Raw genomic sequence first — 24993 nt, forward strand, 5'->3', positions numbered from 1 at the left:
AAGTATCACTTTGTTATTAACCAACTAGCCGCTTCCTAAACAAGCCCAGCATGGATACAGGCCTTCCACTACTAACTGCTCTCGGGCATCCTCATCAGCACGACGATCGCTTCCGCTCGGGTCATGATACCGCTCGGAACGAACCTGCCGTCTCCCCGTCCGGCTACTATCCCTAGCTTGCGGATGGCTTCCACAGCACCCTTCGCCCACTGCGGAATATCACCATTATCGGAGAAGCTTGCTGAAGCTTTCTCACTCATCGGTATGCCGAGTGCCCTTGCGATCATAATGGCCATCTCCGCGCGAGTCATCGGCGCATCCGGCCGAAAGCTGCCATCTGAATAACCTGTCACGATGCCTGACTGAACGGCCTGCTCGATGGCTGGTTTCGCCCATGCACCGATCCGCTCCGCATCTGTAAATACAAGTGCAGATCGATTCTCATTCATCCTGAACGCTTTCGCCAGCATGACGACAAATTCGGCTCGGGTCACCGGACGGTCCGGCTTGAACGTCCCGTCGGAATAGCCGCTTACGACGTGCCTAGCCGCTGCTTCCCGGATCGATGCTTCCGCCCAATGTCCAAGGATATCGGTCAACATCACAGGGTCTTCCGGTCTGCTCGGTTTTCCACCCGGCTCACTTGGCTCCAAGGCATCGGATTGCCGCCGGATTGTAACAGTATACGTCCTCTTCGTACCATTCTCGGCCTGAACGATCAGTTCAAACTCATTATCGCCTTCCTTGAGGTCGACCTCTGTCCCTCCAGTCAACGGCTTGCCCTGGAGGGTCAACTTCGCCGCCGGATGTGCCGCAATCCCTCCAATTTCGGCCTGAGCACTCTCGGTTAGAACGGTATAAGCTGTCGTTTCCGAAGCGAAAGAAGGCGTTAGAGGCAGCGACTTGCCATCCACCCGCACCTGCAAATCCTTCAGACCGGCGTCGCCGGAGAGGGGTTGAAGGAAGCCGCCTGATGATCCTCCGTCCGGCGGACGCGGCGTAGACGGTGGGGTTTCCAGCATGAAAATTGCCGTATCCCCGCGTTTCATCTCGTATTGAAATCCCCGAATTCCTTCGCCCATAGAACGATTGCCAATGATATCATATACGTTCGCAGCCCGCGGCAGCTTTATCGTCTTGATACCGTCCGCCACTGCATGCATACTCACCCACGATTGGCTGGCCTCCAGATTGTCGTAGCTCTCCGAATAGAGATGGACGCCGGCTTCATTATAGATGCGCTTCAACAGTGGTGCGGCGATCGGGGGCGCAGGTAGATAAACGGAGCGCCAATTCGGGAAGTCACGAACGACAACCGACGGCGCACCGTCAGGTGAAGAATAACCCCACACCTGAGCGCCCGCGGCTTCCGGACGGAAGACCGGATCCAGCTTCATATCGCCGTACACGGTCGTCGAGCCCGGGAACAGGCTGGCATCCAGTCGATACTGAACAGGAAGCTCGATCGGAACCGTCGCATCCTTCTTGATGACGATGTCGTCGACGGCCAGCGCACCGCCGTTATGCAGCCCCCATATCAAGTAGTAATCTTCATAGCCTTTCAGCGTAAACGTGAACGACTTCGTATATGGATCACCCGGCGCGTCCGTCCAGTTGTTCACGCCCACGTCCTGCGCATTGCCGCCCGACTTCGTCCTGGCCAGGAAATAGAAGCTCCCGGAGGCTCCAGGCGCAGCAAGTGTCTTTGCTTTGAAAGTCACCGTATAGGTCGCTCCCGGCTCGAGCTTGATTTTGCTTTTGTCCGTGAATAAGAATTCATGCCAGTCCACAGATGCATCCACTGTGCTGTACGCGGAGTAGCTGCCGCCGATGACCTTGTCCAAATCCGCGACGATGGCACCATTGCCGCTTCGCTCTCCGTCCGTATAGTCGGACTGCGGAAAGCTCCCACCTTCGAAGTTCTCCGTCCACTCGCCCGCTGCAGAACCTCCACCACCGGAAGGGTCGTCGCCGCTGCTTCCTTGCGTAAAGCTGATTCCCGTCAAGCTTTGCATACCCGCGGTGGACAAGCCCGACTCCGATACGTATCCCGGCGCCCAGGTCCATACCAGCGACCTGCCGCCGCCCTTCAGCTTCTCGACTGCAGCCCGCTGCGCATCAGTCAGATAGAAGGTATCGATGAAGATGTAAACCTTGTAATGGTCCGGAACCAGTCCCTGCTCCAGATCCTCGATCAGGTACCGGTCGAACGGCGCTCCCGCCTTGCTCAGCTCCCCTAGTCCCTGTGGTCTAGTCGTGGACGGACCTTCATAGAAGGCTGCCGAAGTATCCGTGCTGCCGCCCAGGTAGAATTCACTTTCATTCGATGAGATGACGGCTACCTCCGAATTTCGCTGACGGGGCAGCTTCATGGAATAGTCGCCCCACTTCTTCAGGTTCTTGAACTCTGCCGCGAAGGCCGAATCGTTGTACCAAAGTCCTGAGGAGTGATCCATGTACCACATACCGGTTGCATGAGTGACCGCCTGCCCGAAAGCCCGGCGCAGCAAACCAAGTGATTCGCTCATGTTGGTTGCCTGAACGAACGAGGTGCCCGGCGGTGCAAGATGCGTACGGTCATCCGCCTCGTCGATGAACAGCTTGCCATGCAGGGCAAGACTGTCCGGATAGGTGCGAAGTGCACCGTCATCTCCCGGCGCCCGCCGGTAATACGAATGCGGCGAGGTGAACAGATCGACGTTCGTCAGCCGATGCGCCTGCGCGACTGCACGGTGATGCACCTCTTTGGGCATATAGCTCATGTCCGGACTGTATCCGTAGAGAACCGAGGTTAGCAGCCTGCCCTCGCTCTCCTCCTTGACGATTCCGGCAAAGTGGTTAATCGCATCCACCGGCGCCTGTTGGTAGGCTTCGTAATAATCAATGACCCGCCGCGAGATCGTTGGATCACGGAATAGGCCGACATCGCTAGCCCTGCGTTCCTCAACAGTCGGAATCGAAACGCCTTCGAATGTAACGGCAGGATCACCCCAGCCGGCACGAAGCAGTGACAGATCATTGCTGTATTTGTCACGCAAATAGGCGATGAAAGACTGTCGCATCGGTTCGCTCGCATCGGGCAAATATTCGGCGTTCCAGTTATGCCATTCGCCATAGGTGCCGCCCGCCAGCGTCAATCCGAGCAGCCTGTCGGCATAAGGGCCATCAAGCAGATGGCGGACTAATCGCCTCAACGCCTCGCCCGCTTCCTGCCGCCATTGCTCGGATGCCATTGACGCATCTTTGGTCAGCGCTCCGGGATCCGGCGGCTGCATGGAATAACCCAGCTGCTCCGTTTCGTTGGCGGCAAGCCACCATTGAGGCGCCCACAAGTGAATGCGGGGCAGAGCCAGACCCTTCGGCACCCGTTCGACGAAGGTTTGCATAACGCGGTCGATCGTCGAGAAGTCCTGCTGCCCCGGTCCGATCCAGCCTAGATCGAGGAAGCTCGTTTTTTCGATGAATGAATACAGCTTCACGTTCGCATCTTGGAACACCTGTGCATCCTGCTCCGAAATCTCCTGCTCAAACAGAAACATCGGGAACTCCGGCTCACCGTTAACCAGCAGAGCCGGTGCGCCCCCATACGTACCGATTCTCAAGTCTTGCGTCACAGGGGGTTCCTGCCCGGAGCCCGAATCTTCGGCCCTCACGGGTTTACCTGGCGGAAGAACACTTGCGAGCAGCATAATAGTCATAACGATCAGGAGCAATTTGAATTTCCATTTCCCCATGGTTCGCGATCCCACTCTTTCTTATCCATTTTGCAGCAGGCACTCCCATTCCTCTCCTTCTATCTCTCTATCATCTACCGCTCAAGAGCTCCGTCAGGATCGCCCCCTTCCCCGCAGTGTGTTCGTGTGCAAGCTAGTACCAGCAATCAAGTCGAAAGGCGAATCACTTGCTCTGGCATGGCTTCCTCTTCTCCTCTGTAAACCTTCTCATATCAATTGTTCTTTTCTCCAACCGGGAAGCTTCCGCAGCAAAGGCCAGCAGATGACTTTGAATGGAGTTCTCCGCGGACGTTAGACCTTTCTCACTGCCGCCGCTTCTGACCAGACGAATGAAATCGCGCATCAGGTTCGTATCGCCGCCGCCATGGTTTCCAGCCGGGTTCCGCAGTGTAATCAGCTGCTCCTCTCCCGTATCGAACCGTTTGAGGATCAGCTCGTTCTTGTCCATCGCGGCCCGAATTTCGCCTTCTGTCCCGGTAAGCTGGATGAATCGGCCACCATCCCTAGAGAAGGCGCTCATCGTAAAGACGGCGGCCACTTCATTGGCAAACTCGAAGTTAACGACCTGATGATCAACGACATCATTATCGCAGTGATATACGCACCGGCCATAAGGTCCTTCCTCGAGAGCCTTCACCCTTCCTTCATAGGACAAGTCCGTGCTGATCACAGAAGTCGGCCAGCCGATATGGTCTGTCAAATATTGCTTGGGCGCATAATACGCGCATGAATCCGAAACGGGGCAGCCGTCGAGACATCTGGCCGGTGCTCCCGCAGGGGCATTGTCGGATCGGAAGTGGGACAGCGAGCCAAACGAGGAGACGTATCGGCATTCCGCGTCGATTAGCCATTGAATAATGTCCATATCATGACAGGCTTTGGCTAGTATCATGGGGCTTGATTCGGCCGAGCTGCGCCAGTTTCCTCTCACGAAGCTGTGGGCTTGATGCCAATAACCGACATATTCATTTAACTGGACGGTCATGAGCCTGCCGATCTTACCCTTCACAAGCAGCTCTTTTATTTTGTTGAAGAATACGGTATGCCTCAGTACATGGCAGATGGACAAGACGACGCCTGCATCCCGTGAACGTTCGCCCATGGCCATGCATTCTTCCGGCGACGGGGACATCGGCTTCTCAAGAAGAACATGGTAATTCTGCTCCAATGCTCTCATCGTATGTTCATAGTGATCACGGTCTTGCGTACAGATCACGACCGCATCTGCTAATCGCGCCTGCTCGAGCAGCGCAATAGCATCCGGATAGGCGTATGCGTCGCCGATGCCGTGCTTCTTTTGAAACTGCTGCCTTCGGACGGCATTCGACTCGGCGACTGCAACGACCTTCATTTCTTCCGGATGCTCGAGCGCATAATCGGCGTATGCCTCTCCTCGCGTCCCCGCTCCAATTAAAGCCACAGTAATCCTTTTCATAGCTGCGAAACCTCCGTTTGCAAATAAGTGCATCCCATATCCCTCGCATAATGCTCATGATCCATGGGTCAACCCTTGATCCCGCCCATCGTAAAGCCGTTGATCAGCTTCTCCTGCATCACCATATAGACGAGCAGAATCGGCAGCACTGCAATCCACATGGCTGCGAACAGAACGGTGTAGTCCGCACTGTACTTCTGCGCTTCGACTAGATAGGATAGTCCGACCGCAATCGTGTATTGGTGTTCGCTCTGCAGCAGGATTAGCGGTTGAAAATAATCGTTCCAGATGCCAATCAGCGCGAATGTCGCCACCGCCACGAGACCCCCTCTAACCAAGGGCAGCATGATGGAGAAGAACACGCGAAAATGGCCGGCGCCATCCATGAATGCCGCTTCGGCATACTCCCAGCTAATGCCTTTGAAGAACGAGTACAATACCAGCATGTAAAAGCCAATCCCGCCGGTATAGCCGATCAGCACGCCAGCCGGATTGAACAAGCTCAATTGCTGCATCAGCATGTACCAGGGGCCGAAGGTGCCGATGCTGGGAATGAGAAAACCAACGATCGCCAAGCCATAGACGGCGTTCGAGCCCTTGAACTTATATTTCGCCAGCACGTAGGCGGGCATAGCCGCAGACATAACCGACGTGAATGTGCCGACCGCCGTCATCCATATGCTGTTGAAGAAGAACCGGCCGATACGGGCCGATTCCCAGGCATCGGCATAATTTTTCCACGCCCACTGCTCGGGCAATGACCAAATATCCTGGAAGAACTCTTTATTGCTCTTGAGCGAGTTGATTAACATCCATACGAACGGATAAATCAAGGTGATCGCATAGAACAGTAGAATGATTTCCAAGATCAGGAGAATGATTTTGTTAAACTTACGCTGTTGACCGGTGGTGTTCAATTCGCCCTCTCCTTTACCGGATTAGTATTCAGCCGTGTCGAACCGTTCCGTCAGCCATTTCACACACCACACGATAACGAATCCGATCACCGTGAAGATAATGCCGTATGCCGATGCCATGCCATAGTCGTTCTTCTCAATGACCAGCCGGTACATCTCGAGCCCGACCGTCGTAGACGAGGTGAACGGCCCGCCGTTGGTCAATAGCATCACCTGCAGGAAAATGGAGAACGCCCCGCTCGTCGAGACGATGATTAACGTCGATAGCGTCGGCCATAACAAGGGCATGATGATATAGAATAATTCCTTCCAAAAGCCGATGCCTTCCAGCTTCCCGACTTCGAAATAATCATGCGGAATCCGCTGCAGTGCACCCGTCAGAATGACATTGCTGCCCCCGATTCCCGCCCATATGCAAAATACGAAAATCGAAATCAAGGCCGTCTGCGGATCACCGAGCCAGGCGCGCTTGAATTGTTCCAGTCCAACTGCGTCGAGGAGACCGTTGACAATCCCCTGTGTCGGATTGAGCGCGAACGAGAAGACCATCGTAATGACGACGATCGAGATGAGAGCCGGAAAGAAGTAGACGATACGGTAGAATCGTGCCAGAGGCACTTTATGATATAAGAGAATCGCGATCACGAGTGCTAGCGCTACGGCCAATATATTGACTGGTATAAAAAGCACGGTATTAAAAATAGCGGAGGTCCACACACCGTCGGAATTCATCGACCGGAAAGCGGTTATGTAGTTATAGAACCCGGTCCATGTCTGCCTGCCGGTGAGCGGATTCCACGACTGGAAGGAATAGAGCAGCGTTTGAACCTGCAAGTAAAGTCCGAACACCGCGTAGTGGATAAGCGGCCAAGCCAGCATTACGGCGATAAACAAACCTTTCTTTGTTAGTAAACCCTTCATGGCGTCCACCCTTTCCCAGTACTCGAAGAAGCTGCGGAACGTTCCGATATCATGAGATTTCATCGCTTCGGAACGTCCCGCTTTCATGCTGCTATTGGCTGTTCAACACCTTCTGCTGATCCTTCCATTTTTGAGGCGCTGCAGAAACATTGGTATCCATGACCTGCTGGACCGTTTTCTGACCGGATAGAAGGGCTGCATAGGCGTCAATCCCCGGGCTTTCGCCAATGGACTGCGGCTCATAGTTTAAGGTCAAATTCTTATAAGTGGACGTGACTTCGATGCAGCTCTTGGTGAATTCGGTAATATCCAATCCATCAACGGAATATTTCATAGCTTTAGCCGAGCCCGTCAATTCTGTGAATTTACGGTTGGCTTCCTCTGTCGAGGCGAACATGAGAAACGCTTTGGCTGTCTCGATATGCTTCGAATCGCTTGGAATGCCTCCGAAGCCGAGCAAGTCGACCGGGATGATGGATTCTTTCACAACAGCGTCTTGAGCAGGAGGAATCGGCGCCATCCGCATCTTAAAGCCATCTGGAATCGCATCCTTCATTTCGTTCTCCATCCAGCCTCCGTTTGGAATCATCGCCGCATTGCCGCGCAGAAACTCCATCTGCGACTCGGTATGATTGAGTGCCAGTGAACCGTCCAGGAACCATTTGTCCTGCACCATCTGTTCAATGAGCGAATACGATCTTTTTATCGCGTTGTCGCCGTATAGACCGGGAATGTCTTCCTCTTTCGTATTCGTCAGCTTCTCGAGGAAATCCAGGCCGCCATACTGCAGGTATCCGCTAATTCCGACCGGCTGCACGTAGCCCGGATATTTGCCGGGGTAGACGAAAGGCGCAATCCCCTTGGCCTTGATTTTCCCGACAAGCGTCTCCATCTCTTCCCATGTTGTCGGGTATTCCCAGCCGTTCACCTCAAACATGCCGACATTGTACACGATCCCCCGGGGCGATGCCGCCCAAGGCACACCGTAGATTTTGCCGAGCACGGTCATCGACTGGTTCACAAGCTCGTCGGCCGACTGCTCAATGGTCTTGCCATCCGGCAGCTTCTCGTTCTTGTAGGTTTCTGTGAAATCCACAAGCTTGCCGGAAGGCCCCCACATCTTCATAAAGCTGGCGTCCACGAAGGCAACGTCGGGAACATTGCTGCCGCTCTTGATCCTTGGCTGGAGAATCTCATTCATCTTCGGACTGCCTTCCAGCTCGACGGTCACATTCGTATGCTCCTTCTCGAACTCTTCCTTCAACCATTTGAACCACGAATCGCCATAACCGCCTTGGAAGAAAGCGACCTTGAGCGTCTCGGGTTCCTTTTCTTCGCTGTTGTTCCCACCGTTTGCGGTTATTGGCTCATTCCCGTTGTTCGCGTTCTTCGGCTCATTACCGCCGTTTCCTCCACAGCCTGCCAGCAAGCCAACCAATACCATCAAGACAACCGTTCCAAGCAGCATGTTTCTTTTCATGTGCAGAACCTCCCCATAATATTGTGAAGATTGTTTTATTGGAATTCGCACAACCAAACTCAACTTGGAAAGAGTGCGTATTTACGTCAATCCCCTGATGTAAACGCCACCAAATGGGTTGTGCTTGTCCCTCTTAATCTCATCCTAAGTATACAAGACAGAAATTCATATGATATAACGATTTGGCTATCTCGATATCATCGTCCGGCTAATTTATACCAACATTCGGCGGTTATTCATAAGGCAAGGCCCCCTCGGCATCCTTACATCAAGTCAGAAGTCCCCTCTTGGCGAACAGCTGCATGAGCTCTTCCCCTTTTACTTCACTGCACACTTTAACATGCGGGATTTCCGGCAATTCCTCGGAGAAAGGAGTCTCGAAGGAGAAGGTCATGCCTCTGGTGTGCTTGCCAGCCGTTTCGATTCTGACGACTCGTTCTTCCGTCTGGACGATTCCCTTATCCATCAAATAAACAAGCGGGATCGCGTCGAACATAATGATCGGCCTGTTGACTCCGACCTCCTTCCACCTTGCCACAAGGATGGCCAGGAAGCGGGATTGCACCGTATCGGCATCCTTCAGGACGCGGATCGCCTCGTCCGTATCGATCCTCAGATCCAGACATACCTCTAGCCCGGCAGCCGTAACCGGGATACCGGATTCGAATACGATTTCGGCAGCTTCCGGGTCACAGACGATATTGCATTCCAGGTAATGAAATGTAAAAGCGCCTCCCATCAGCACGATTTCCTTGACATTATCCCGGAAGGAAGGCGACCTCTCGATAGCACGGGCGACATTCGTAAGTGCGCCGATCGCAACAATCGCCACTTCACCTGGATTATGCTCCGTAAGGCGGATTAGCAAATCCACCGCATCTTCATCCGTGGTGATTGACGTATGGGCAAGTTCCTCGCCGTACTGGTTCGGCACATCCCACTCGTTCCATTCTCCGACGAACGGATGCTCGAAACCCGCCGCTACCGGCACATGTCCCATCCCATTCAATTCCAGCAAATGCGCAGCGATCTTGGCCCTTTGGTCCGAACGTCTGCCAACTGTCGTCACCCCTTCGATGACAAGCTCTGGCGAATGAATAGCCATGCTTAATGTGAGCACGTCGTCGATATCTCCCCCGACGTCCGTATCGATGATGATCCTTCTCAATTTGTCCCACTCGCCTTTCCCATTAATCGCTCGAATCACGCGATTTTCTATTTTCTTGCTTGCGAACAGTATATAATTAATCTACAATCGTCTATATAACGATTCGGCTATTTACTATCACCGAAAGGCTGATGAAGCATGAACTTCAATTTGAGCTTCTTGCAGTTTTACTTGCTCCGTGAATCTACCAGCGTTGAGTATCACAAGCATTCCTGCTATGAAATTGTCTACTATAAGCGAGGCACAGGCATCACTCACATCGACGGAAAGAAGTACAAATACGGTCCGAACACCTTCTCGATCATTCGTCCGAGGAGTCTACATGACGAGAGACATATCGAGGATACGGATCTGCTGTTCATTGGCTTCCACTATGACGAGGTGCCCGTCGAGCTGCCAAACGGTGTCTACAACGACGCTGCACACCGTCCGGTGCAGCAGATTTTCGAGAGAATGAGAGATGAAATCGTCAATAAGAAGAGCTATCATACTCTGCAGCTTAATCTGCTTGGCAGCCAGCTCATGCTGGAGATTGGCCGCACGCCGGGACTGAAAGCCGCTTCGGTCGAGCCGGATGACCGCATTCAGTACGCGCGCAATTTCATCAAGGAGAATTATATGCAGCCCATCCAATTGAAGACGCTCGCTGCACTTTCCGGCTATAGCACTGACCGCTTCCGCCACGTGTTTAAAGAGCGAACCGGACTCTCCCCTATGAATTTTCTGATGATGGAGCGAATCGAGCACGCCAAGAAACTGCTTGCCAAGCCGGATCTGAAGATCGCCTCGATTGCGATCGAATGCGGCTTTTCAACCGCCTCCCAATTCAGCGCTCTGTTCAAACATGAGACAGGGGTGACACCCAAGGAATTTCGCGAATTGCCTGCCCCACCTATTGAAGAGATCGTGGAGGAAGAATCCGTCGCATGGCCAGAACGGGCGGCGAGTTACGAATTGAATGGCAAATGGCTGGCATCCTCCTTATACAATAAGCCAACGATCGGAACGAATATTTAATGAGTTTTCTACTATGGAGAGGGCGAGTGATTCTATAGAAGCGTCTGCGTTCGCCTTTGTTTCCGGAAACAACAGCGATCGGAAGAACATTTGCCCTTGCAGTGCTTTTGCTTAACTTTTCACTTTCGTTTGTCCAAAAGAAGAGGGGCTGTCCCACAAGTCATCCATAGATGATTCGTGGAACAGCCCCTCTGCATCTTACTTATTACTTATTACTTCAACCACCTTATCCCACACGCTATCGAGTGTGACCGAAAGATTAGATCCTCGATCGGGATGGACATAGGCAGCATCGCTGCGAAAGTAATGCGGATGTCCTCCCAACAGCGTGATGTTTCCTACGTGACCAGGTGCGTACTTCAATCGATTCCAATACCATAAGCCGAAACGGCTTCGGCTCCAGCCCCCCCAGCTGCCGATGCGGGTGATCGGATCGCGCAGCGTTCCTTGTTCGTCGATGGCGGAGTAATAACTGACCCGCATGCGGTCATGGATGCGAATCGGCACCTTCGGAGATCCGACCTGCACAATGCGATAATCCGGGATAATACCTTCATCATGAAGCATGACCGCCGCTTGATACGCAGCGACGCCGCCGCCGCTGTGACCGATCAACAAAACGGGCCTGCCCGTAGAATGCTCGCGCACTTGCGCTGCAGCCGCTCTCCCACCGTTCCTCCCCGCACCGCTCAATCGCGATAGATCACCCCGAACTTCGATAATTTGACGCGTGAGCTTCTGTGTATGATCGCCATAAGGAAACAGCTCGCGAATCACAGGCGCATGACCTGTCTCTTGAAACCTTCGTTCCAGCTCGAGCTTGCAGCTGCGAAACAAGGTCAACGTCGAAGCTACCCCTGCAAGTAAATAGATATCCCAATCTGCATGGCGTTCTGCTGCCGTCATGCTTCATCACCACCTTGTAGTGCCCCTGAAGTTATAGATCAGATAGAATTCAGAAATTATAATTGACACAATACATGAACAAATGGTACCATCTTCTTCCTTTCACTTTAAAACAAATTCGGAGGAGACCATTGTGATCAAGGTTAACGGAATAAGTAAGAGCTTCAAGGTCGCGAAGCGATCAACGGGAGTCGGACATGCGCTCAAGGGACTCTTCCATCGTGAGTACACCACGGTCGAAGCACTGCGGGACATCAGCTTCTCCATCGAACCCGGCGAAATCGTAGGCTACATCGGACCGAACGGAGCGGGAAAATCGACCACAATCAAGGTCATGAGCGGCATCTTGGTTCCGGATCGAGGAAGCTGCTCGATCATGGGATACACCCCATGGATGGAACGCGTCCCTTATGTCAAGAACATCGGCGTTGTGTTTGGACAGCGCTCGCAGCTGTGGTGGGATGTTCCGGTCATGGATTCATTCCAGCTGTTGCGGGATATCTACAAGGTGCCTGAACCGGAATACCGGGCTAATCTCACTTTACTCATTGAAACACTCGATCTGAACGAAATTGTCAACACACCTGTTAGACAGCTCAGTCTCGGTCAACGAATGCGCTGTGAAATTGCCGCCTCTCTCCTGCACAGCCCGCAGATTCTATTCTTGGATGAACCGACCATCGGCCTCGATGCGGTATCCAAAATCGCGGTACGTCATTTCATTCAGACCATTAACCAGGAAAAAGGCGTAACGGTCATTCTGACCACACATGACATGAATGATATTGAAGCCTTGGCAAAGCGGATTATTCTAATTGGTAAGGGAAGTCTGCTGTATGACGGCAACCTGCAAGCATTGCGCAGCCGGTTCGGTACCCGGAAGACCATCACCGCCGATTATCGCGAGACCGACATACCGCTTGATATTCCAGGCGTCTCCGTCCTGTCTTGGTCAACGGAACGGGCTGTGCTCAGCGTGGATACGGAACAGGTCATGATATCCGACGTTCTCACCCAGCTGTCCAGGCAGGTTGAGCTGCTCGATGTCACGATCGATACACAGCCGATCGAAGACATCATCGTCCAGTTGTACAAGGAGTACCAAATATCATGAAGATGTATATTTCGGTATTCAAGCTTCGTCTCTACAATGGCCTGCAGTATCGTTCCGCGGCGTTGGCGGGAATCGCAACGCAATTCTTCTGGGGATTCATCATCATCATGGTCTTTGAAGCCTTCTACAGCCAGCTTGCCAATACCCCGCCGATCTCCCTCACTCAGCTGATTACGTACATATGGCTGCAGCAATCCTTCCTTGCTTTCATTATGCTGTGGTTTCGGGATAACGAGTTGTTTCAGTTAATCACGACCGGCAATATTGCCTATGAATTATGCCGGCCGAGTGAAATCTATGGCTTCTGGTACGCTAAGCTTCTGGCTCAACGATTAGCAAGCGCCATGCTGCGCAGTCTTCCGATTCTTATCGTCGCATTCTTCTTACCGCAGCCTTACCGCCTTTCACTTCCACCCGATCCATCCACATTGCTGCTATTTTCGATCACGTTGATTCTAGGGTTGTTCGTATTGGTGTCCATCTCCATGCTGATCTATATTTCCGTATTCGTCACGATGTCACCCGTCGGCTCGCTGCTCATGTTCGGTGTCATCGGTGAATTTTTTGCAGGAATGGTCATCCCCATCCCGCTAATGCCCGTATGGCTGCAGCATATCGCCAACCTGCTTCCGTTTCACTTGGCCGCGGATTTCCCGTTTCGGGTGTACAGCGGCCACATTCCTAAGGAGGAGGCGCTCACAGGAATCATCACCCAATTCATATGGCTCGCCGCCCTCGTCGGATTAGGGAGCTTCGCTATGCGAAGAGCGCTCCGAAGAGTTGTCGTGCAGGGAGGATAACGGTTATGAAGCTTTACTTTCAATATTTGGTCATTCTGTTCAAGTCACAGGTGCAATACCGCACCTCATTCTGGCTGCTAACGCTAGGGCAGTTTTTTATCCCCTTCTCGATCTTCGCCGGCCTGTACTTTCTGTTCGAACGGTTCGGGCAGATCAAGGACTGGAATTTCTACGAGGTCGCGTTATGCTTTGCCGTCATTCATATGGCGTTTGCGATCAGTGAATGCTTCGCCCGCGGCTTCGACGCCTTCTCCAGTCTCGTGGTAGCCGGAGATTTCGATCGTCTGCTTGTCCGTCCGCGCTCGACCGTCGTCCAAGTGCTCGGCTCTAAATTTGAGTTTACGCGATTCGGACGATTGGTTCAAAGCATCATCGTTCTCGTCTTTGCCGTTAGCAACCTGCCGATTGAATGGACGGTGCTCAAAGGAGTCGCTCTGTTTCTCATGATCGCCAGTGGAGTCTTCATCTTTACCGGCATCTACATGCTCGCCGCTACGCTGTGCTTTTGGACGATCCAGGGGCTTGAAGTGGCCAATATCTTTACGGATGGCGGAAGAGAGATGGCACAATATCCGCTTAATATTTATCACAAATGGGTTTCGCGGTTCTTTACTTTTGTCATTCCCTTCGGATGTGTCAATTATTTTCCTCTATTGTACATTCTTGGGAAAACCTCCGCTAACAGCGATCTCTACGTGCTAACGCCGCTTGCGGGCTTTATCTTCATTCTGCCCTGCCTGCTCGTATGGCAATTCGGCGTCCGCCGCTATAGATCGACCGGCTCATGACGAATCTTCAGTCAGCTCATTCCAAGATTCAATAATTTGTGACATCCAAACGCCGTATCATGTTGTATTTACGGCTGAGATTGTCTATTCTAATTGAATAAGAGCAAATGTGATGCTGTAGATCTGTCGGGAGGTAACCAATGAAGAAATCACGCAACTTCACACCTTTAATCATTGTTTTTTCTGTAGTCCTAATAGGCATTATAGCACTATTGTTTTTTCTTCCGGAATATGACGGGGAAATCCAGATGGATGTTACGATATTCCCATTGTTGAATGCGATTTTCAATTTATTCACCTTTTCGTTCCTGATCATTTCCCTCGTTTTCATCAAGAAGAAGAACATACCGATGCACCGGAATTTCATACTACTCGCCTTCGTGACGACATTCTTGTTCCTGGTGTCGTATGTCATCTACCACTTCCTTACCGAGCCGACCAAATTCGGCGGCAGTGAGTTCATGAGATATGTGTACTTCTTCATTCTGATCACACATGTATCGCTGGCAATCTTGAATGTGCCGCTCGCTTTGATCTCAGTAACGAGGGGCTTCAATATGCAGGTTGCCAAGCATCGCCGCATTGCCCGTTGGACAATGCCGATCTGGCTCTATGTCAGCTCTACCGGCGTAATCGTCTACCTGTTAATTTCCCCCTATTATTAAGAAATATAAGAAGCTTACGATCGGATTCGGTCGTAAGCTTCTTCTTATTGCGCACCTCAGGACGGTTGCTCATCTGAATCCGAATCCGAATGCCAGAATGGCCGTTCTCTATCTCAGGTTAAGCGGCAGCTGCTTCACGCCAAAAATAATTGAGCTGCTCATCCGTTCTAATCGGTGTGAACGATCGCGTTCATAATGAGGAAATCGCTCAAGCAGCGTTCGAATCGCGATCTTGCTTTCCATTCGAGCCAGCTGAGCCCCCAAACAGAAGTGGATTCCGTACCCAAAGGCCATATGAGGGTTAGAACTGCGGTGAATGTCGAAGCGTTCCGGATGATGAAAGATGTCTTCGTCGTGGTTGGCCGAGCCGATTCGTATTTGCATTATCTGATTAGGAGGCAGCAGATGACCACGAAGCACCGTGGCCTGCTTCACTCTTCGAATCATCATCTGCACTGGAGAGCAATAACGAAGCACCTCCTCGATTGTTTGAGGGATGAGTCCCGGTTCCTCCATCAGCTGTTCCTTCACGTTCAGTTGACTGTCCAAGCACAGAATAGCGGACGTAATCAGATTGGTTGTCGTTTCATTCCCGGCTACAAGCAGCAGTACGCAGAATCCGACGATCTCCAAATCGGTTAACTGCTGGCCTTCAACCTTGGCATGGACAAGGTTGCTAATTAAATCATCCTCCGGCTCATGCCGCCTTCGATCAGCGATGCTGGTGAAATACACGCTCATTTCATCCTGGCATTGAACGAAGGCCGGGTAGTCGTCTCCTACCAGCGCTTCCGACCATAGCTTGAACTTTTCCCTGTCCTCTGTAGGAATTCCCAGCATCTCGGCAATGATGATAATGGGAAGCGGACTTGCATAATCATGGAGGGCATCCATCCGTCCGGTTGCTTCCGCACGATCACATAATTCATGGGCGATCGACTCGATCTTCGGCGCCAACGATTCAATGACACGGGGTGTGAAGGCTTGAGAAACGAGCTTCCGCAGCTGCCGATGCTTGGGCGGATCCAGTCGTAGAATACTCGCATCCAGCGGTTCGGTTACATTCTCCGTCGTAACGGAGGAATAATGCTCATGATCGGCGAAAATCGATTTGACATCCTCATATTTGAAGACATCCCAGACACTATGCTCAGCATTGAATGTTACTGGTGAAGAGGCACGCATGTGTTTATACCATGATAAGGGTATCAGTTCATCATTCGTTTCCCAATTCATACGATACACCGCCGTTTTTTATTCTAATGATCCCGTAACGGCTACACGTTTATCTTGAACAAACCGGTTGTAATGATCGTATAGAGAAACTGCTCAAGATCGTCGCGATTCAACGCATCTGGGTGAGAGATATAATAATTGCAAGAGCTGTCCAGTAAACCTACAATTCCAGCTGCGGCCAAACGACAATTGATAGAACGGAGAACGCCATCCTTACACCCTTCCTCCAATACACCAGCCAGAAAATCGATGTATCCCTCCTTCAGCCCCTTCAGTTCCTCCAGAACATCCTGCTCAATCCCGTTGGATAGTTCGTTAAATACGATGTGCGCAAAACCGCGGGACTCCAGAAACAGATCCAGATTATGTGTAATGATTCGCTGGATCTGCTCTTCCAACGTGAGATCCGACTCCATGACAGAACGGATCCGATCGCTGATTTCTTGAAATCCATCCATCACAATCGTCTTGAACAGCTGCGCCTTTCCTGGAAAATGGTAATAAAGAGTCCCCTTCGCGACCTGCGCGCTCAGCGCAATTTCGTCCATACTTGCCCGGTGGTAGCCATGCTCAGAGAATACATGGATGGCTGCTGCGATAATCTTGTCTTTGCTCACATGGGATCTTTCCTTCATCTGAATTTTATTGTACTGACTAGTCAGTTTAGTTGTATGGTATCATATGGTATTTTGATTGTCAATCGTTCTCTTTCTCCGTTTCATGAGCGGCTTATAGAAGCTATAGACGAGGATTAAGAAGATGGCGTAGACAGCCACTGCAATCATCCATTTTCCTACCCCGTTCTGAATGTGATTCCCAATGTATGCGAACACCACCATAACCGGGATTTTCCCAAGCACGGTCGCGAGCAAGAACGGCTTGAAGGACAAACTCATGACACCCGCATAGATATTAATGAGAAAAGCCGGTACAATCGGTAGCATCCGGGCGAGGAGAATAAAGAGAAACGTATGCTCCACCCACGCTTGATTCCACCGTTTTAAACCCATAGAACGGGCAAGAACAGCGCTACCCCACGTTTGAAAAAGATATCGGACCGTTAAGTAAGCAACCCCCGCGGCGGCTGTCGATGCGGCTACGTTAAGCAGGCTCCCCCACATTAAACCGTATTTGGCGCCAATGATACCAGCTACGATACCGAACGGAATTCCCGGGACGGCCGCAAGCACAACCACAAGCAGGAACACGACAAGCAGATTTGCGGAGTCCCGCACTTCCATCCATTCCATAATCATTTCACGATTCCAAAGGACGACGAAGATAATAATGACATGAAGTGCAGCCGTCAACCATTTCATACTGCGCAAGTGCAAGACCGACTCCTTATGAGAAAATAATCGCAAACGTGATGATTCAGCGTCCATTATATCATTTCATCATTTCTATACCCCTGGGAGCCGCTTCATTAAGGCAATACGAGGAATCACGATCATGAGTTGGTATTGTTATAAAAAAGGCTCTCTACACTGCAGCAGCTGCCGCGGCGTAGAGAGCCTTCTGTCCAAACCATATCTATCCTGTCATTGAGCGGGTGTCTGAGACTGGCCTGCCAGCTTGACGAGCGCATTCAATGCCGCACGTATCTCCGCATCCACCGCTTCGGAAACAATGTTGCGATGCGGATCGTAGCCTTCATCCACGGCTGTCGAATCACCATCCAAGGCGAGGATTGCACCTGCCCGGATGCCGCGCAGCAAGGCAACGACATACAGAGCGGCAATTTCCATCTCGACTGCAAGCACGCCAGCCTTGCGGTACACCGCATGCGGCAGCTCGACTACGCCGCTGAAGAACGCATCCATGGTCAGTGTGATGCCTTTGCCTACCGCGCCTGGAGCATCCGCTTCTAATGCGGCTTCATACAAGGCATCCGTAACTTGGCTGTCCGCAATTGCGGGGAACGCGATTGGCACCAGTTGACGTGTGAGCCCCTCTTCCCTTACGGCGGCCGTGCTAATAATCAAGCTGCCCATCTTGTATTGATCCGACAGCGAGCCGGCTGTTCCAACACGGATGATCGTCTTGACCCCTGCCTTGACCATCTCTTCGAAACAGACCGCTGCTCCAGGCGAACCAACACCATGGCTAACGACGGCCATGGGAACACCTTTATATTCACCGGTAAACGTGCGGTATTCACGGGAATAAGCAAGTTCCTTCACCTGCTCCAGCTGACGGGAAATCATCTCGGCACGGAACGGATCGCCACATACAATGGCAAGCTCCGGCATATCTTCCGGATTGACTCGTAATATTGGCAGAAGCGCCATCTTAATCAAACTCCTTCTTCGTCCATTCATCTTCCGGTATCGGTAGGTTCTCACCGGAGAACCGCTGTTCCTTGAATGGATCTGCATAGTTATGAAAACCGTTGCGTTCCCAGAAACCAGGCCGGTCCTCCTTCATAAATTCGATGCCCTGCAGCCACTTGGCACTCTTCCAGAAGTACAGATGCGGCACAACCATACGCAGCGGATAACCGTGCTTGTCCGTCAGCGGCTTGTCGTCATAGCGAAAGGCGAGCAGGACATCATCATGAAGCAGGTCTTCCAGCGGTATGTTCGTATCATAATCTTGATCGGCGTGGAGCATCACATATCTCGCGTCAGGCTTAACATCGAGCAGCTGGAGAAAATCGCGAAACAAGATGCCCTCCCATGTCGTGTCAAGCTTGGACCACCGCGTCACGCAATGAATATCGCAGTTCACGCGAGTTCGCGGCAGCGCCAGAAGCTCATCCAGCGTGAAGGTTCTCTCGGTCTCCACCTCGCCGAATATGCGAAGGCGCCACTGGCTCAGATCGTAGACAGGCACTTCCCCTTCATGAAGAATGGGGAAGCGGTCCGTCACCATCTGACCGGGCGGAACGCGATCCTGAAGCTGCTCATCTACCTTCACTTGAGGAGCTTTCGTTTTCTTGAGCTTGTCTGCTTTATTATGCATGGCATGTCACCTCCTGTTCCTTATTTCCCCGCAATTCGGCCGGATTGGCGCAAATACGATTTGTCCTTGAAGAACAACATCACGATAATCGTCATGACATAAGGCAGCATCATCGTGAAATGAGTCGGCACGGAGAAGCCCTGCAGCCTGTTGCTCAGCGCATCCATTAAGCCGAACAGCATGCTGGAGCCCATAACCCCGAGCGGGTTGCTTTGTCCAAGCATGGTCGCGACGAGTGCAATAAACCCTCGACCTGCCGTCATATTCTCGGCGAACAGCGTAACCTGGCCGAGCGACAATTGCGCGCCTGCAAGCCCGCATAACACGCCGCTGGCGATGACCGCACCATATTGATAACGGCGGACACGGAGCCCAAGGCTCTTGGCTGCTGCCGGATTCTCCCCTACTGCATTCAAGCGGAAGCCGAGCACCGTTTTAAAGAGCACATATTGCAGTACCCCTACCAGCAGGAAGGCCGCATAGACGAGCGGCGTATGGCCGGAGATGATCTGGCCGACAACCGGAATGTCCTGAATCAACGGAATGTTCCACTTCGGCAGGCCGGTCATCGATTTGTCGTAGAATTGGCCTTTGACGTTGAATACGGCGAATAGACAGAAGGCGGTTAGCCCGGTCGCCAGAAAATTAATCGCGACGCCGACGACGATCGCGTTCGCCTGAAGATGAATACTTAAATATCCGAATAAGAGGGATACTGCGGCTACGCACAAGCAGGCGAATAAGAGCGCCAGCCACACGTTGCCAAACCAGTAGTTGCCAAGAATCGCCGAGAAGGCGCCGGTCAGCATCATGCCCTCCAACGCGACATTGAATATACCGACTCTTGCACAGAGCGCTCCGCCAAGCGCGGCAAGCAGCAGCGGTGCAACTACACGGAACATCGAGCTAAGCAGGGACCAATCAAGAATGGCTTCCATCGACAGCCCTCGCTTTCTTGCGTTTGATAAGGGATATAGTAATCCGCGCGGATACGAACAGGATCAAGCTCGCTTGAATAACACTTGATATTTCAAGGGGCACCTCCGTGTTCCGTTCCACACCCATTCCACCTGTTTGCAGCGCTGCCAGCAGAACAGCAGCAAAGGCGGCACCGATCGGATTGGAGCTGGCCAGCAGCGTCGCCATAATGGCAGACCAGGCGTAGCCAGGCGCTGATAACATGTTATCGATGTAACGATACTGTGTACCCAGCACCTCGAATGTACCCGCTAGACCAGCCAGCGCACCGCTTAACATCATGCTGAGGAGCATGAGCTTGCCGCGGCGAACGCCGCCGAATGCTGCGAACAGCGGATTGCTCCCGAGCATGCGAATTTCATAGCCCTTTGTTGTATAGCGGAAGAAGAGCGCCAGCAGGATCGTCGCCAGTGCCGCGATGATAAATCCGGCATGGAGCGTCATGCCCGAGAACAATTTAGGCAGCCAGGCGCTATTATCGATCATGGCCGTCTGCGCACCGCCTGAACCCGCCTTCTCCTTTAACGGAAAGGACACCATGTATCCCGCGAATAACACAGCAATATAATTGAGCAGCAATGTCGTAATGAGCAAATTCATGCGGAACCGCGTATCGAGCCAGCCCGCTAAAGCCGACCATAAACCGCCTGCCAGCATGCCCGCGATCATGGCGCTAATAATCTTCACAATACCCGGCCCCGGCACATACAAGGCAGCGATTGCCGCTGCGAGCGCCCCGAAGATCATTTGACCCTCGGCACCCAGGTTGAAGAATCCGGCCCGAAACGCAAGCGACACGCCTAGCGCAGCCAATATGATGGGCGTTGCTCTTGTGAGAGTGCTAGTTGTGAAATAGAAGCTGCCAAACGCGCCATTCCACATCTCGACATAGGTGGTGATGACGGATCCGCCTACCGCCCAGATCGCGATCGCCCCTACCAACAGACCGAGCAGTACGGCTATTAGGGGGTTCAACAGCGCTTGGGCCGATGCCGTCCAATTAATTCGTTTCAACGCCTGTTCCTCCTGCCATCAATATACTGATCCGTTCTTCGGTCGCTTCTTCCGCGCTGAGCTCGCCGGCGATCCGACCCTCGAAGAGGACGAGAATGCGATCGGACAGTTTCAATATCTCCGTTAACTCGGAAGAAACGAGCAGAATGGCCCCGTTCTCTTCCCGGCGCTTCAGCAGCGCATCGTGAATGGTTTCCATCGCTCCAATATCGACGCCGCGCGTCGGTTCAGCCGCAATGACGAACGGCGTACCGTGCGCCATCTCCCGGGCGACAATCAGCTTCTGCATATTCCCGCCTGATAGATGCTTGCCTCTCGTGTCAAGAGAGCCGGTCTTCACCTTGTAGGCATCAATCCATTGTGCGACCGTTTCCTTGATCTGTCCTTTGCGGAGCAGTCCGTTACGGCTGAACGAACGAAGATGGCCCATAATGGCGTTATCGGTAACCGTCTCTTCCTTAGCTGAACCCCACATGTACCGGTCTTCGGGGATATGGGCCAGTCCGGCATCCCGGAATGTTCCCGGCGTCTTGCCGGTAACATCCTGCCCGTCTAGCAGAACCTGACCTGTGTCCGTATTTCGAAGGCCGGAGATTACTTGCAGCAGCTCGGACTGTCCGTTGCCTGATACCCCCGCGATGCCCACGATTTCACCGGCTCGGACTGTGAAGCCAATCCGGTCAAGAACAGGCTTGCCGCCTTTACTGCCGGATAGCGTGACATCGCGGACCTCCAATATATTCTTACCCGGTTCCAGCCGCTTCTTCTCGGTCAGGACCAGCTCCCGGCCGACCATCAGCTGGGACAGCTTAACCGCATCTGTCTCTTCAGCCGTTACCGTACCCGTCACCCGTCCATCCCGAAGCACGGTGATCCGGTCCGAGGAATCCATAACCTCATGCAGCTTATGGCTGATCAGAATGAAGCTAATACCTTGCTTAGCCAACCGTTTGATCGCCTTCAACAGCCATTCGACTTCAAGCGGTGTCAATGCGCCGCTCGGCTCATCCATAATAATGATCTTGGCACCTTGGTTCAATACCTTCAAGATTTCGATGCGCTGTTGAATCCCGACCGGACAATCCGCCACTTTCTCCCATGGGTCAACCGGCATACCATACTTCTCGGACAATGCCTTGACTTGTTCAGCCGCCGCTTTCCTGTCGAAGCTCATGCCCGCCCGGGGTTCGCGGCCAATCACAATGTTCTCTGCGACAGTGAAGGAAGGGAAGAGCATGAAATGCTGGTGAACCATCCCAATACCCGCACGTATCGCATCCGAAGGTGAACTGAACGCATGCTCTTGACCGGCAATAAAAACATGCCCCTCTGTCGGCTGCTCCTCGCCGTAAAGTATTCGCATCAGCGTCGATTTGCCGGCCCCGTTCTCTCCGATCAGCGCATGAACTTCCCCCTCCGCCAACGTGAAGTTAATCGCATCATTCGCGGTCAGGCTGCCATAGCGCTTCGTAATCCCTTTCATTTGCAGCAGCATGACAAGCAGCACTCCTCTCTTCTCATTCATCCTCATATCAGGGCTGTAATGCGAGAAACCGGCTGCTTGTCGGCAACCGGTTCGATTCGCTATTGCGCTTTAGCTATTAGGGAGCCAGTGGATTCGTAACGACAATCGTACCTGCCACGATATCATCGCGAATTTTCTTCAGCTTGTCCACATTCTCTTGACCGATGAACGGGCTCAAAGCCGATTTGGATTCTGCAGTAACGAATGTAACGCCCACGCCGTTCTCCTTCAGACCATAGCTGACCGATCCGTAAGTGAACTTGTCTCCGGCAAAGTCTTTCACCGTTTCATACGTAACGGTGTCGGTTTCTTTCAACTGGGACAGAACAACATGCTCCGGATCTTCACCCGTGCGGTCCGTATCTTGTCCAGCTGTGTAGAAGCCCTTTTCTTTCGCGGCTTCGAATACGCCGGAATCGCCAACGGCTGCCATGCCAGCAATAAAGTCAGCGCCTTTGGAGAATTGCACCAGCGCAAGCTCTTTCGCTTTGGCAGGATCCGTGAAGCTGCCGACATAATTGACCAGAAGCTTCGCATCCGGCTTAACCGACTTCAAACCTTCATCATAACCAGACGTATATTTCTTCAGAATTGGAGCGTCCATGGCAACAATGGCTCCGACAGTTCCGGTCTTCGTGGAAAGTCCCGCTGCCGCACCAAGCAGATAAGCTGCCTCGTACTCGCGGAATTCGATGCTTCGTACGTTCTTCGCGTCAACGACTGTATCGATGATCGCGAAAGCTTGATCCGGGTTTTCGTTTGCTACTTTTACAAGTGCGTCTGCAGCCGTATATGCCGCTGTAATAATCAGATCGTATTTCTCCGCCACAGCTGCGCGAAGATTCTGTTCGACTTGAGAAGGGTCATTGGACTCAATGACTTTAGTCTCAACATTGAATTCGGCTCCTGCCTTGTCAAGCCCTTCAACCATCTGCGTAAAGAATTGGTTGACGCCGATTTTCTCCGGTGTAACCAATGCAATGCGTTTCTTAGGCTGCTCCGTTCCGTTGTTCCCCTCAGCAGCTCCTGAATTATTCGTTGTACCTTTATTCCCGGTTTCGTTATTGTTTTTTGCTCCGCAACCGGCAATAAGTGTAACCACAAGCACTAATGCAAGAGCTAGGGTTGTCCACTTTTTCACGTTCTCTCCACTCCTCTATTTTTAGGTGACAATAATTATAAATTTAGTAGGAAATAGAGCCCTTGTCAATGATATGTTGAAAATGTCGAATAATCGATTTATTTGCGCTAGCCCGCATAACTAGCGCTTTTTTCCTATAAATTCGCTTACAAAACAAATCCTGCCGGAAGGGGCTGGCCGTTCCCAGCCGCCCCCCACCTGTTTTATTCGTCATCATGCTCCGCCGCTCGATTCTGATTCGCTTCAATCGATACTTCCTCTGGCAGCTGATTGGACATTCCCGGCACTTCCCGCGGCTTGTATTCGATCACGTCGGAGGAGTAGATCGCCACAAACATCTTTCCCCCGCCCGCGGAAGCGCGAATCAGAACCGGTTGATTATACTGATTCTGAAAGACATAATCCGGGCCGTCCCAGCTTACGGTAGCATCGCGGCCAGGCAGCACATACGGAACATTCCTGCTGTGGGAATAGCGCTGTATAACCTTAAGGCCGGCACGGTCTGTCGCATTGTACAGCGTTGAGGAGACCTGGCAGATTCCCCCCCCAATTCCCTCCGACAGCTCCCCTCTGACAATAACCGGGGCCTGCAGATAGCCCCTTCCTTGCGTCCGTTCACCGACACTCTGATTAAAGGAGAACCGCTCACCCGGGAACACGACAAGATTATTGATCGCCTTTGCTGCAAGCGAGATGTTATGGGATCTGTTCGTATTGCGGGAATTATAGTACGTCACATATTGCCCGATCGGCTTTACCCTGATATTCGCAAGCAGCTCGCTGTCGATCCGCGGATACAGCACCGTTAACGGCGCATCGATGAAGGAGGAACCCTTGCCGTAATAGAAGGCATAGAACCGGTCCGTGAATGTACGCCTGTTCAGCTTATAACCGACCTGCTCGGGAACGATTCCCCCGTGATCGCCAATAAAGGCATTGCGGGGCGCTTGATGTATGTTTTTATCGAGCTGGCTCACGAAAGAATCGAATTTATCCAGATCAATCAAGGAAGATCCTGGAATTTCATAATCTACCCGATTGAGCGTCCCAGCCGATTGCCCCTTGTGAACGATCGATAATTGGTCAACGATTCCAACATCGCTTTGTGGGAACAATCCTATCGCTACGGCTAGCAGCAGCCATTTCATGAAGAGGCACACCTCGAATTTTGGTTTAGTTATTGGAGCATT

The 24993-nt window shown here is 52.2% G+C and carries 22 protein-coding genes; 5 read left to right on the forward strand and 17 right to left on the reverse strand.

What is annotated here, in order from left to right; genetic code table 11:
* Window positions 1–71: 71 nt before the first annotated feature.
* The 6 genes from NNL21_RS02715 to NNL21_RS02740 form a co-directional block, all read right to left on the reverse strand.
* Window positions 72–3734: an S-layer homology domain-containing protein gene (locus tag NNL21_RS02715; RefSeq protein ID WP_204815908.1), complete on the reverse strand. Its 3663-nt coding sequence runs from the start codon at window positions 3732–3734 to the stop codon at window positions 72–74.
* Window positions 3735–3897: 163 nt separating this feature from the next.
* Complete coding sequence (locus NNL21_RS02720) at window positions 3898–5169, reverse strand: Gfo/Idh/MocA family protein (RefSeq protein WP_204815909.1); 1272 nt, start codon at window positions 5167–5169, stop codon at window positions 3898–3900.
* A gap of 68 nt (window positions 5170–5237) precedes the next feature.
* Entirely contained in the window at window positions 5238–6086 is an 849-nt protein-coding gene (locus NNL21_RS02725; RefSeq protein ID WP_204815910.1) for a carbohydrate ABC transporter permease, read from the reverse strand.
* A 21-nt stretch (window positions 6087–6107) separates the two neighbouring features.
* Window positions 6108–7070, reverse strand: a complete 963-nt coding sequence (locus NNL21_RS02730; protein WP_204815911.1) for a carbohydrate ABC transporter permease — start codon at window positions 7068–7070, stop codon at window positions 6108–6110.
* A gap of 28 nt (window positions 7071–7098) precedes the next feature.
* A complete protein-coding gene (locus tag NNL21_RS02735) occupies window positions 7099–8487 on the reverse strand; it encodes an ABC transporter substrate-binding protein (protein WP_204815912.1) in 1389 nt (462 codons plus the stop codon).
* A gap of 268 nt (window positions 8488–8755) precedes the next feature.
* Window positions 8756–9655, reverse strand: a complete 900-nt coding sequence (locus NNL21_RS02740; RefSeq protein ID WP_204815913.1) for a nucleoside hydrolase — start codon at window positions 9653–9655, stop codon at window positions 8756–8758.
* A gap of 138 nt (window positions 9656–9793) precedes the next feature.
* On the opposite strand from NNL21_RS02740, the gene NNL21_RS02745 reads away from it, so the two are divergent.
* Window positions 9794–10672: an AraC family transcriptional regulator gene (locus NNL21_RS02745; RefSeq protein WP_204815914.1), complete on the forward strand. Its 879-nt coding sequence runs from the start codon at window positions 9794–9796 to the stop codon at window positions 10670–10672.
* A gap of 198 nt (window positions 10673–10870) precedes the next feature.
* On the opposite strand, the gene NNL21_RS02750 is transcribed toward NNL21_RS02745, so the two are convergent.
* Complete coding sequence (locus NNL21_RS02750) at window positions 10871–11578, reverse strand: hypothetical protein (RefSeq protein WP_204815915.1); 708 nt, start codon at window positions 11576–11578, stop codon at window positions 10871–10873.
* Between the two features lie 133 nt (window positions 11579–11711).
* Between NNL21_RS02750 and NNL21_RS02755 the strand changes: the two genes are divergently transcribed.
* The 4 genes from NNL21_RS02755 to NNL21_RS02770 all read left to right on the forward strand — a co-directional run bounded on the left by NNL21_RS02755 (window position 11712) and on the right by NNL21_RS02770 (window position 14945).
* Entirely contained in the window at window positions 11712–12692 is a 981-nt protein-coding gene (locus tag NNL21_RS02755) for an ABC transporter ATP-binding protein (RefSeq protein ID WP_256555024.1), read from the forward strand.
* Entirely contained in the window at window positions 12689–13492 is an 804-nt protein-coding gene (locus NNL21_RS02760) for an ABC transporter permease (RefSeq protein WP_204815917.1), read from the forward strand. Before NNL21_RS02755 ends, NNL21_RS02760 begins: the two co-directional genes overlap by 4 nt.
* Window positions 13493–13497: 5 nt before the next feature.
* Entirely contained in the window at window positions 13498–14280 is a 783-nt protein-coding gene (locus NNL21_RS02765; RefSeq protein WP_204815918.1) for an ABC transporter permease, read from the forward strand.
* Between the two features lie 140 nt (window positions 14281–14420).
* Window positions 14421–14945: a DUF420 domain-containing protein gene (locus NNL21_RS02770; RefSeq protein WP_204815919.1), complete on the forward strand. Its 525-nt coding sequence runs from the start codon at window positions 14421–14423 to the stop codon at window positions 14943–14945.
* A gap of 108 nt (window positions 14946–15053) precedes the next feature.
* On the opposite strand, the gene NNL21_RS02775 is transcribed toward NNL21_RS02770, so the two are convergent.
* The 10 genes from NNL21_RS02775 to NNL21_RS02820 all read right to left on the reverse strand — a co-directional run bounded on the left by NNL21_RS02775 (window position 15054) and on the right by NNL21_RS02820 (window position 24951).
* Window positions 15054–16181, reverse strand: coding sequence for a cytochrome P450 (locus NNL21_RS02775; RefSeq protein WP_204815920.1), 1128 nt, complete (start codon window positions 16179–16181; stop codon window positions 15054–15056).
* Between the two features lie 41 nt (window positions 16182–16222).
* On the reverse strand, window positions 16223–16798 hold the full coding sequence (locus NNL21_RS02780) for a TetR/AcrR family transcriptional regulator (protein ID WP_204815921.1): 576 nt from the start codon (window positions 16796–16798) through the stop codon (window positions 16223–16225).
* A gap of 60 nt (window positions 16799–16858) precedes the next feature.
* Window positions 16859–17500: a TVP38/TMEM64 family protein gene (locus NNL21_RS02785; protein ID WP_256555088.1), complete on the reverse strand. Its 642-nt coding sequence runs from the start codon at window positions 17498–17500 to the stop codon at window positions 16859–16861.
* Window positions 17501–17722: 222 nt separating this feature from the next.
* The gene (locus NNL21_RS02790; protein WP_204815923.1) at window positions 17723–18472 is read right to left on the reverse strand and encodes a nucleoside phosphorylase; all 750 of its coding nucleotides are present in this window, start codon (window positions 18470–18472) and stop codon (window positions 17723–17725) included.
* Window position 18473: 1 nt separating this feature from the next.
* Window positions 18474–19145: a sulfite oxidase-like oxidoreductase gene (locus NNL21_RS02795; protein WP_204815924.1), complete on the reverse strand. Its 672-nt coding sequence runs from the start codon at window positions 19143–19145 to the stop codon at window positions 18474–18476.
* 20 nt (window positions 19146–19165) lie between these two features.
* Complete coding sequence (locus NNL21_RS02800; RefSeq protein WP_204815925.1) at window positions 19166–20083, reverse strand: ABC transporter permease; 918 nt, start codon at window positions 20081–20083, stop codon at window positions 19166–19168.
* Window positions 20067–21137, reverse strand: a complete 1071-nt coding sequence (locus NNL21_RS02805; protein ID WP_204815926.1) for an ABC transporter permease — start codon at window positions 21135–21137, stop codon at window positions 20067–20069. The genes NNL21_RS02800 and NNL21_RS02805 overlap by 17 nt, the downstream gene beginning before the upstream one ends.
* The gene (locus NNL21_RS02810; RefSeq protein ID WP_204816741.1) at window positions 21124–22632 is read right to left on the reverse strand and encodes an ABC transporter ATP-binding protein; all 1509 of its coding nucleotides are present in this window, start codon (window positions 22630–22632) and stop codon (window positions 21124–21126) included. The genes NNL21_RS02805 and NNL21_RS02810 overlap by 14 nt, the downstream gene beginning before the upstream one ends.
* A gap of 106 nt (window positions 22633–22738) precedes the next feature.
* Window positions 22739–23803, reverse strand: a complete 1065-nt coding sequence (locus NNL21_RS02815; protein WP_204815927.1) for a BMP family lipoprotein — start codon at window positions 23801–23803, stop codon at window positions 22739–22741.
* Window positions 23804–24006: 203 nt separating this feature from the next.
* Window positions 24007–24951, reverse strand: coding sequence for a VanW family protein (locus tag NNL21_RS02820; RefSeq protein ID WP_204815928.1), 945 nt, complete (start codon window positions 24949–24951; stop codon window positions 24007–24009).
* Between the last annotated feature and the right edge of the window lie 42 nt (window positions 24952–24993).

The organism is Paenibacillus mendelii, from assembly GCF_024498075.1.
Taxonomy (GTDB): Bacteria; Bacillota; Bacilli; order Paenibacillales; family Paenibacillaceae; genus Paenibacillus_Z; species Paenibacillus_Z mendelii.

Excerpts from the sequence above, each read along its gene's own strand:
- NNL21_RS02735 (WP_204815912.1), bottom strand. The coding sequence starts at position 8,487 with ATGAAAAGAAACATGCTGCTTGGAACGGTTGTCTTGATGGTATTGGTT.
- NNL21_RS02720 (WP_204815909.1), bottom strand. The coding sequence starts at position 5,169 with ATGAAAAGGATTACTGTGGCTTTAATTGGAGCGGGGACGCGAGGAGAG.
- NNL21_RS02765 (WP_204815918.1), top strand. The coding sequence starts at position 13,498 with ATGAAGCTTTACTTTCAATATTTGGTCATTCTGTTCAAGTCACAGGTG.
- NNL21_RS02800 (WP_204815925.1), bottom strand. The coding sequence starts at position 20,083 with ATGGAAGCCATTCTTGATTGGTCCCTGCTTAGCTCGATGTTCCGTGTA.
- NNL21_RS02795 (WP_204815924.1), bottom strand. The coding sequence starts at position 19,145 with ATGCATAATAAAGCAGACAAGCTCAAGAAAACGAAAGCTCCTCAAGTG.
- NNL21_RS02745 (WP_204815914.1), top strand. The coding sequence starts at position 9,794 with ATGAACTTCAATTTGAGCTTCTTGCAGTTTTACTTGCTCCGTGAATCT.
- NNL21_RS02715 (WP_204815908.1), bottom strand. The coding sequence starts at position 3,734 with ATGGGGAAATGGAAATTCAAATTGCTCCTGATCGTTATGACTATTATG.
- NNL21_RS02750 (WP_204815915.1), bottom strand. The coding sequence starts at position 11,578 with ATGACGGCAGCAGAACGCCATGCAGATTGGGATATCTATTTACTTGCA.
- NNL21_RS02770 (WP_204815919.1), top strand. The coding sequence starts at position 14,421 with ATGAAGAAATCACGCAACTTCACACCTTTAATCATTGTTTTTTCTGTA.
- NNL21_RS02775 (WP_204815920.1), bottom strand. The coding sequence starts at position 16,181 with ATGAATTGGGAAACGAATGATGAACTGATACCCTTATCATGGTATAAA.
- NNL21_RS02760 (WP_204815917.1), top strand. The coding sequence starts at position 12,689 with ATGAAGATGTATATTTCGGTATTCAAGCTTCGTCTCTACAATGGCCTG.
- NNL21_RS02810 (WP_204816741.1), bottom strand. The coding sequence starts at position 22,632 with ATGCTGCTGCAAATGAAAGGGATTACGAAGCGCTATGGCAGCCTGACC.
- NNL21_RS02785 (WP_256555088.1), bottom strand. The coding sequence starts at position 17,500 with ATGAAATGGTTGACGGCTGCACTTCATGTCATTATTATCTTCGTCGTC.
- NNL21_RS02730 (WP_204815911.1), bottom strand. The coding sequence starts at position 7,070 with ATGAAATCTCATGATATCGGAACGTTCCGCAGCTTCTTCGAGTACTGG.
- NNL21_RS02790 (WP_204815923.1), bottom strand. The coding sequence starts at position 18,472 with ATGGCGCTTCTGCCAATATTACGAGTCAATCCGGAAGATATGCCGGAG.
- NNL21_RS02820 (WP_204815928.1), bottom strand. The coding sequence starts at position 24,951 with ATGAAATGGCTGCTGCTAGCCGTAGCGATAGGATTGTTCCCACAAAGC.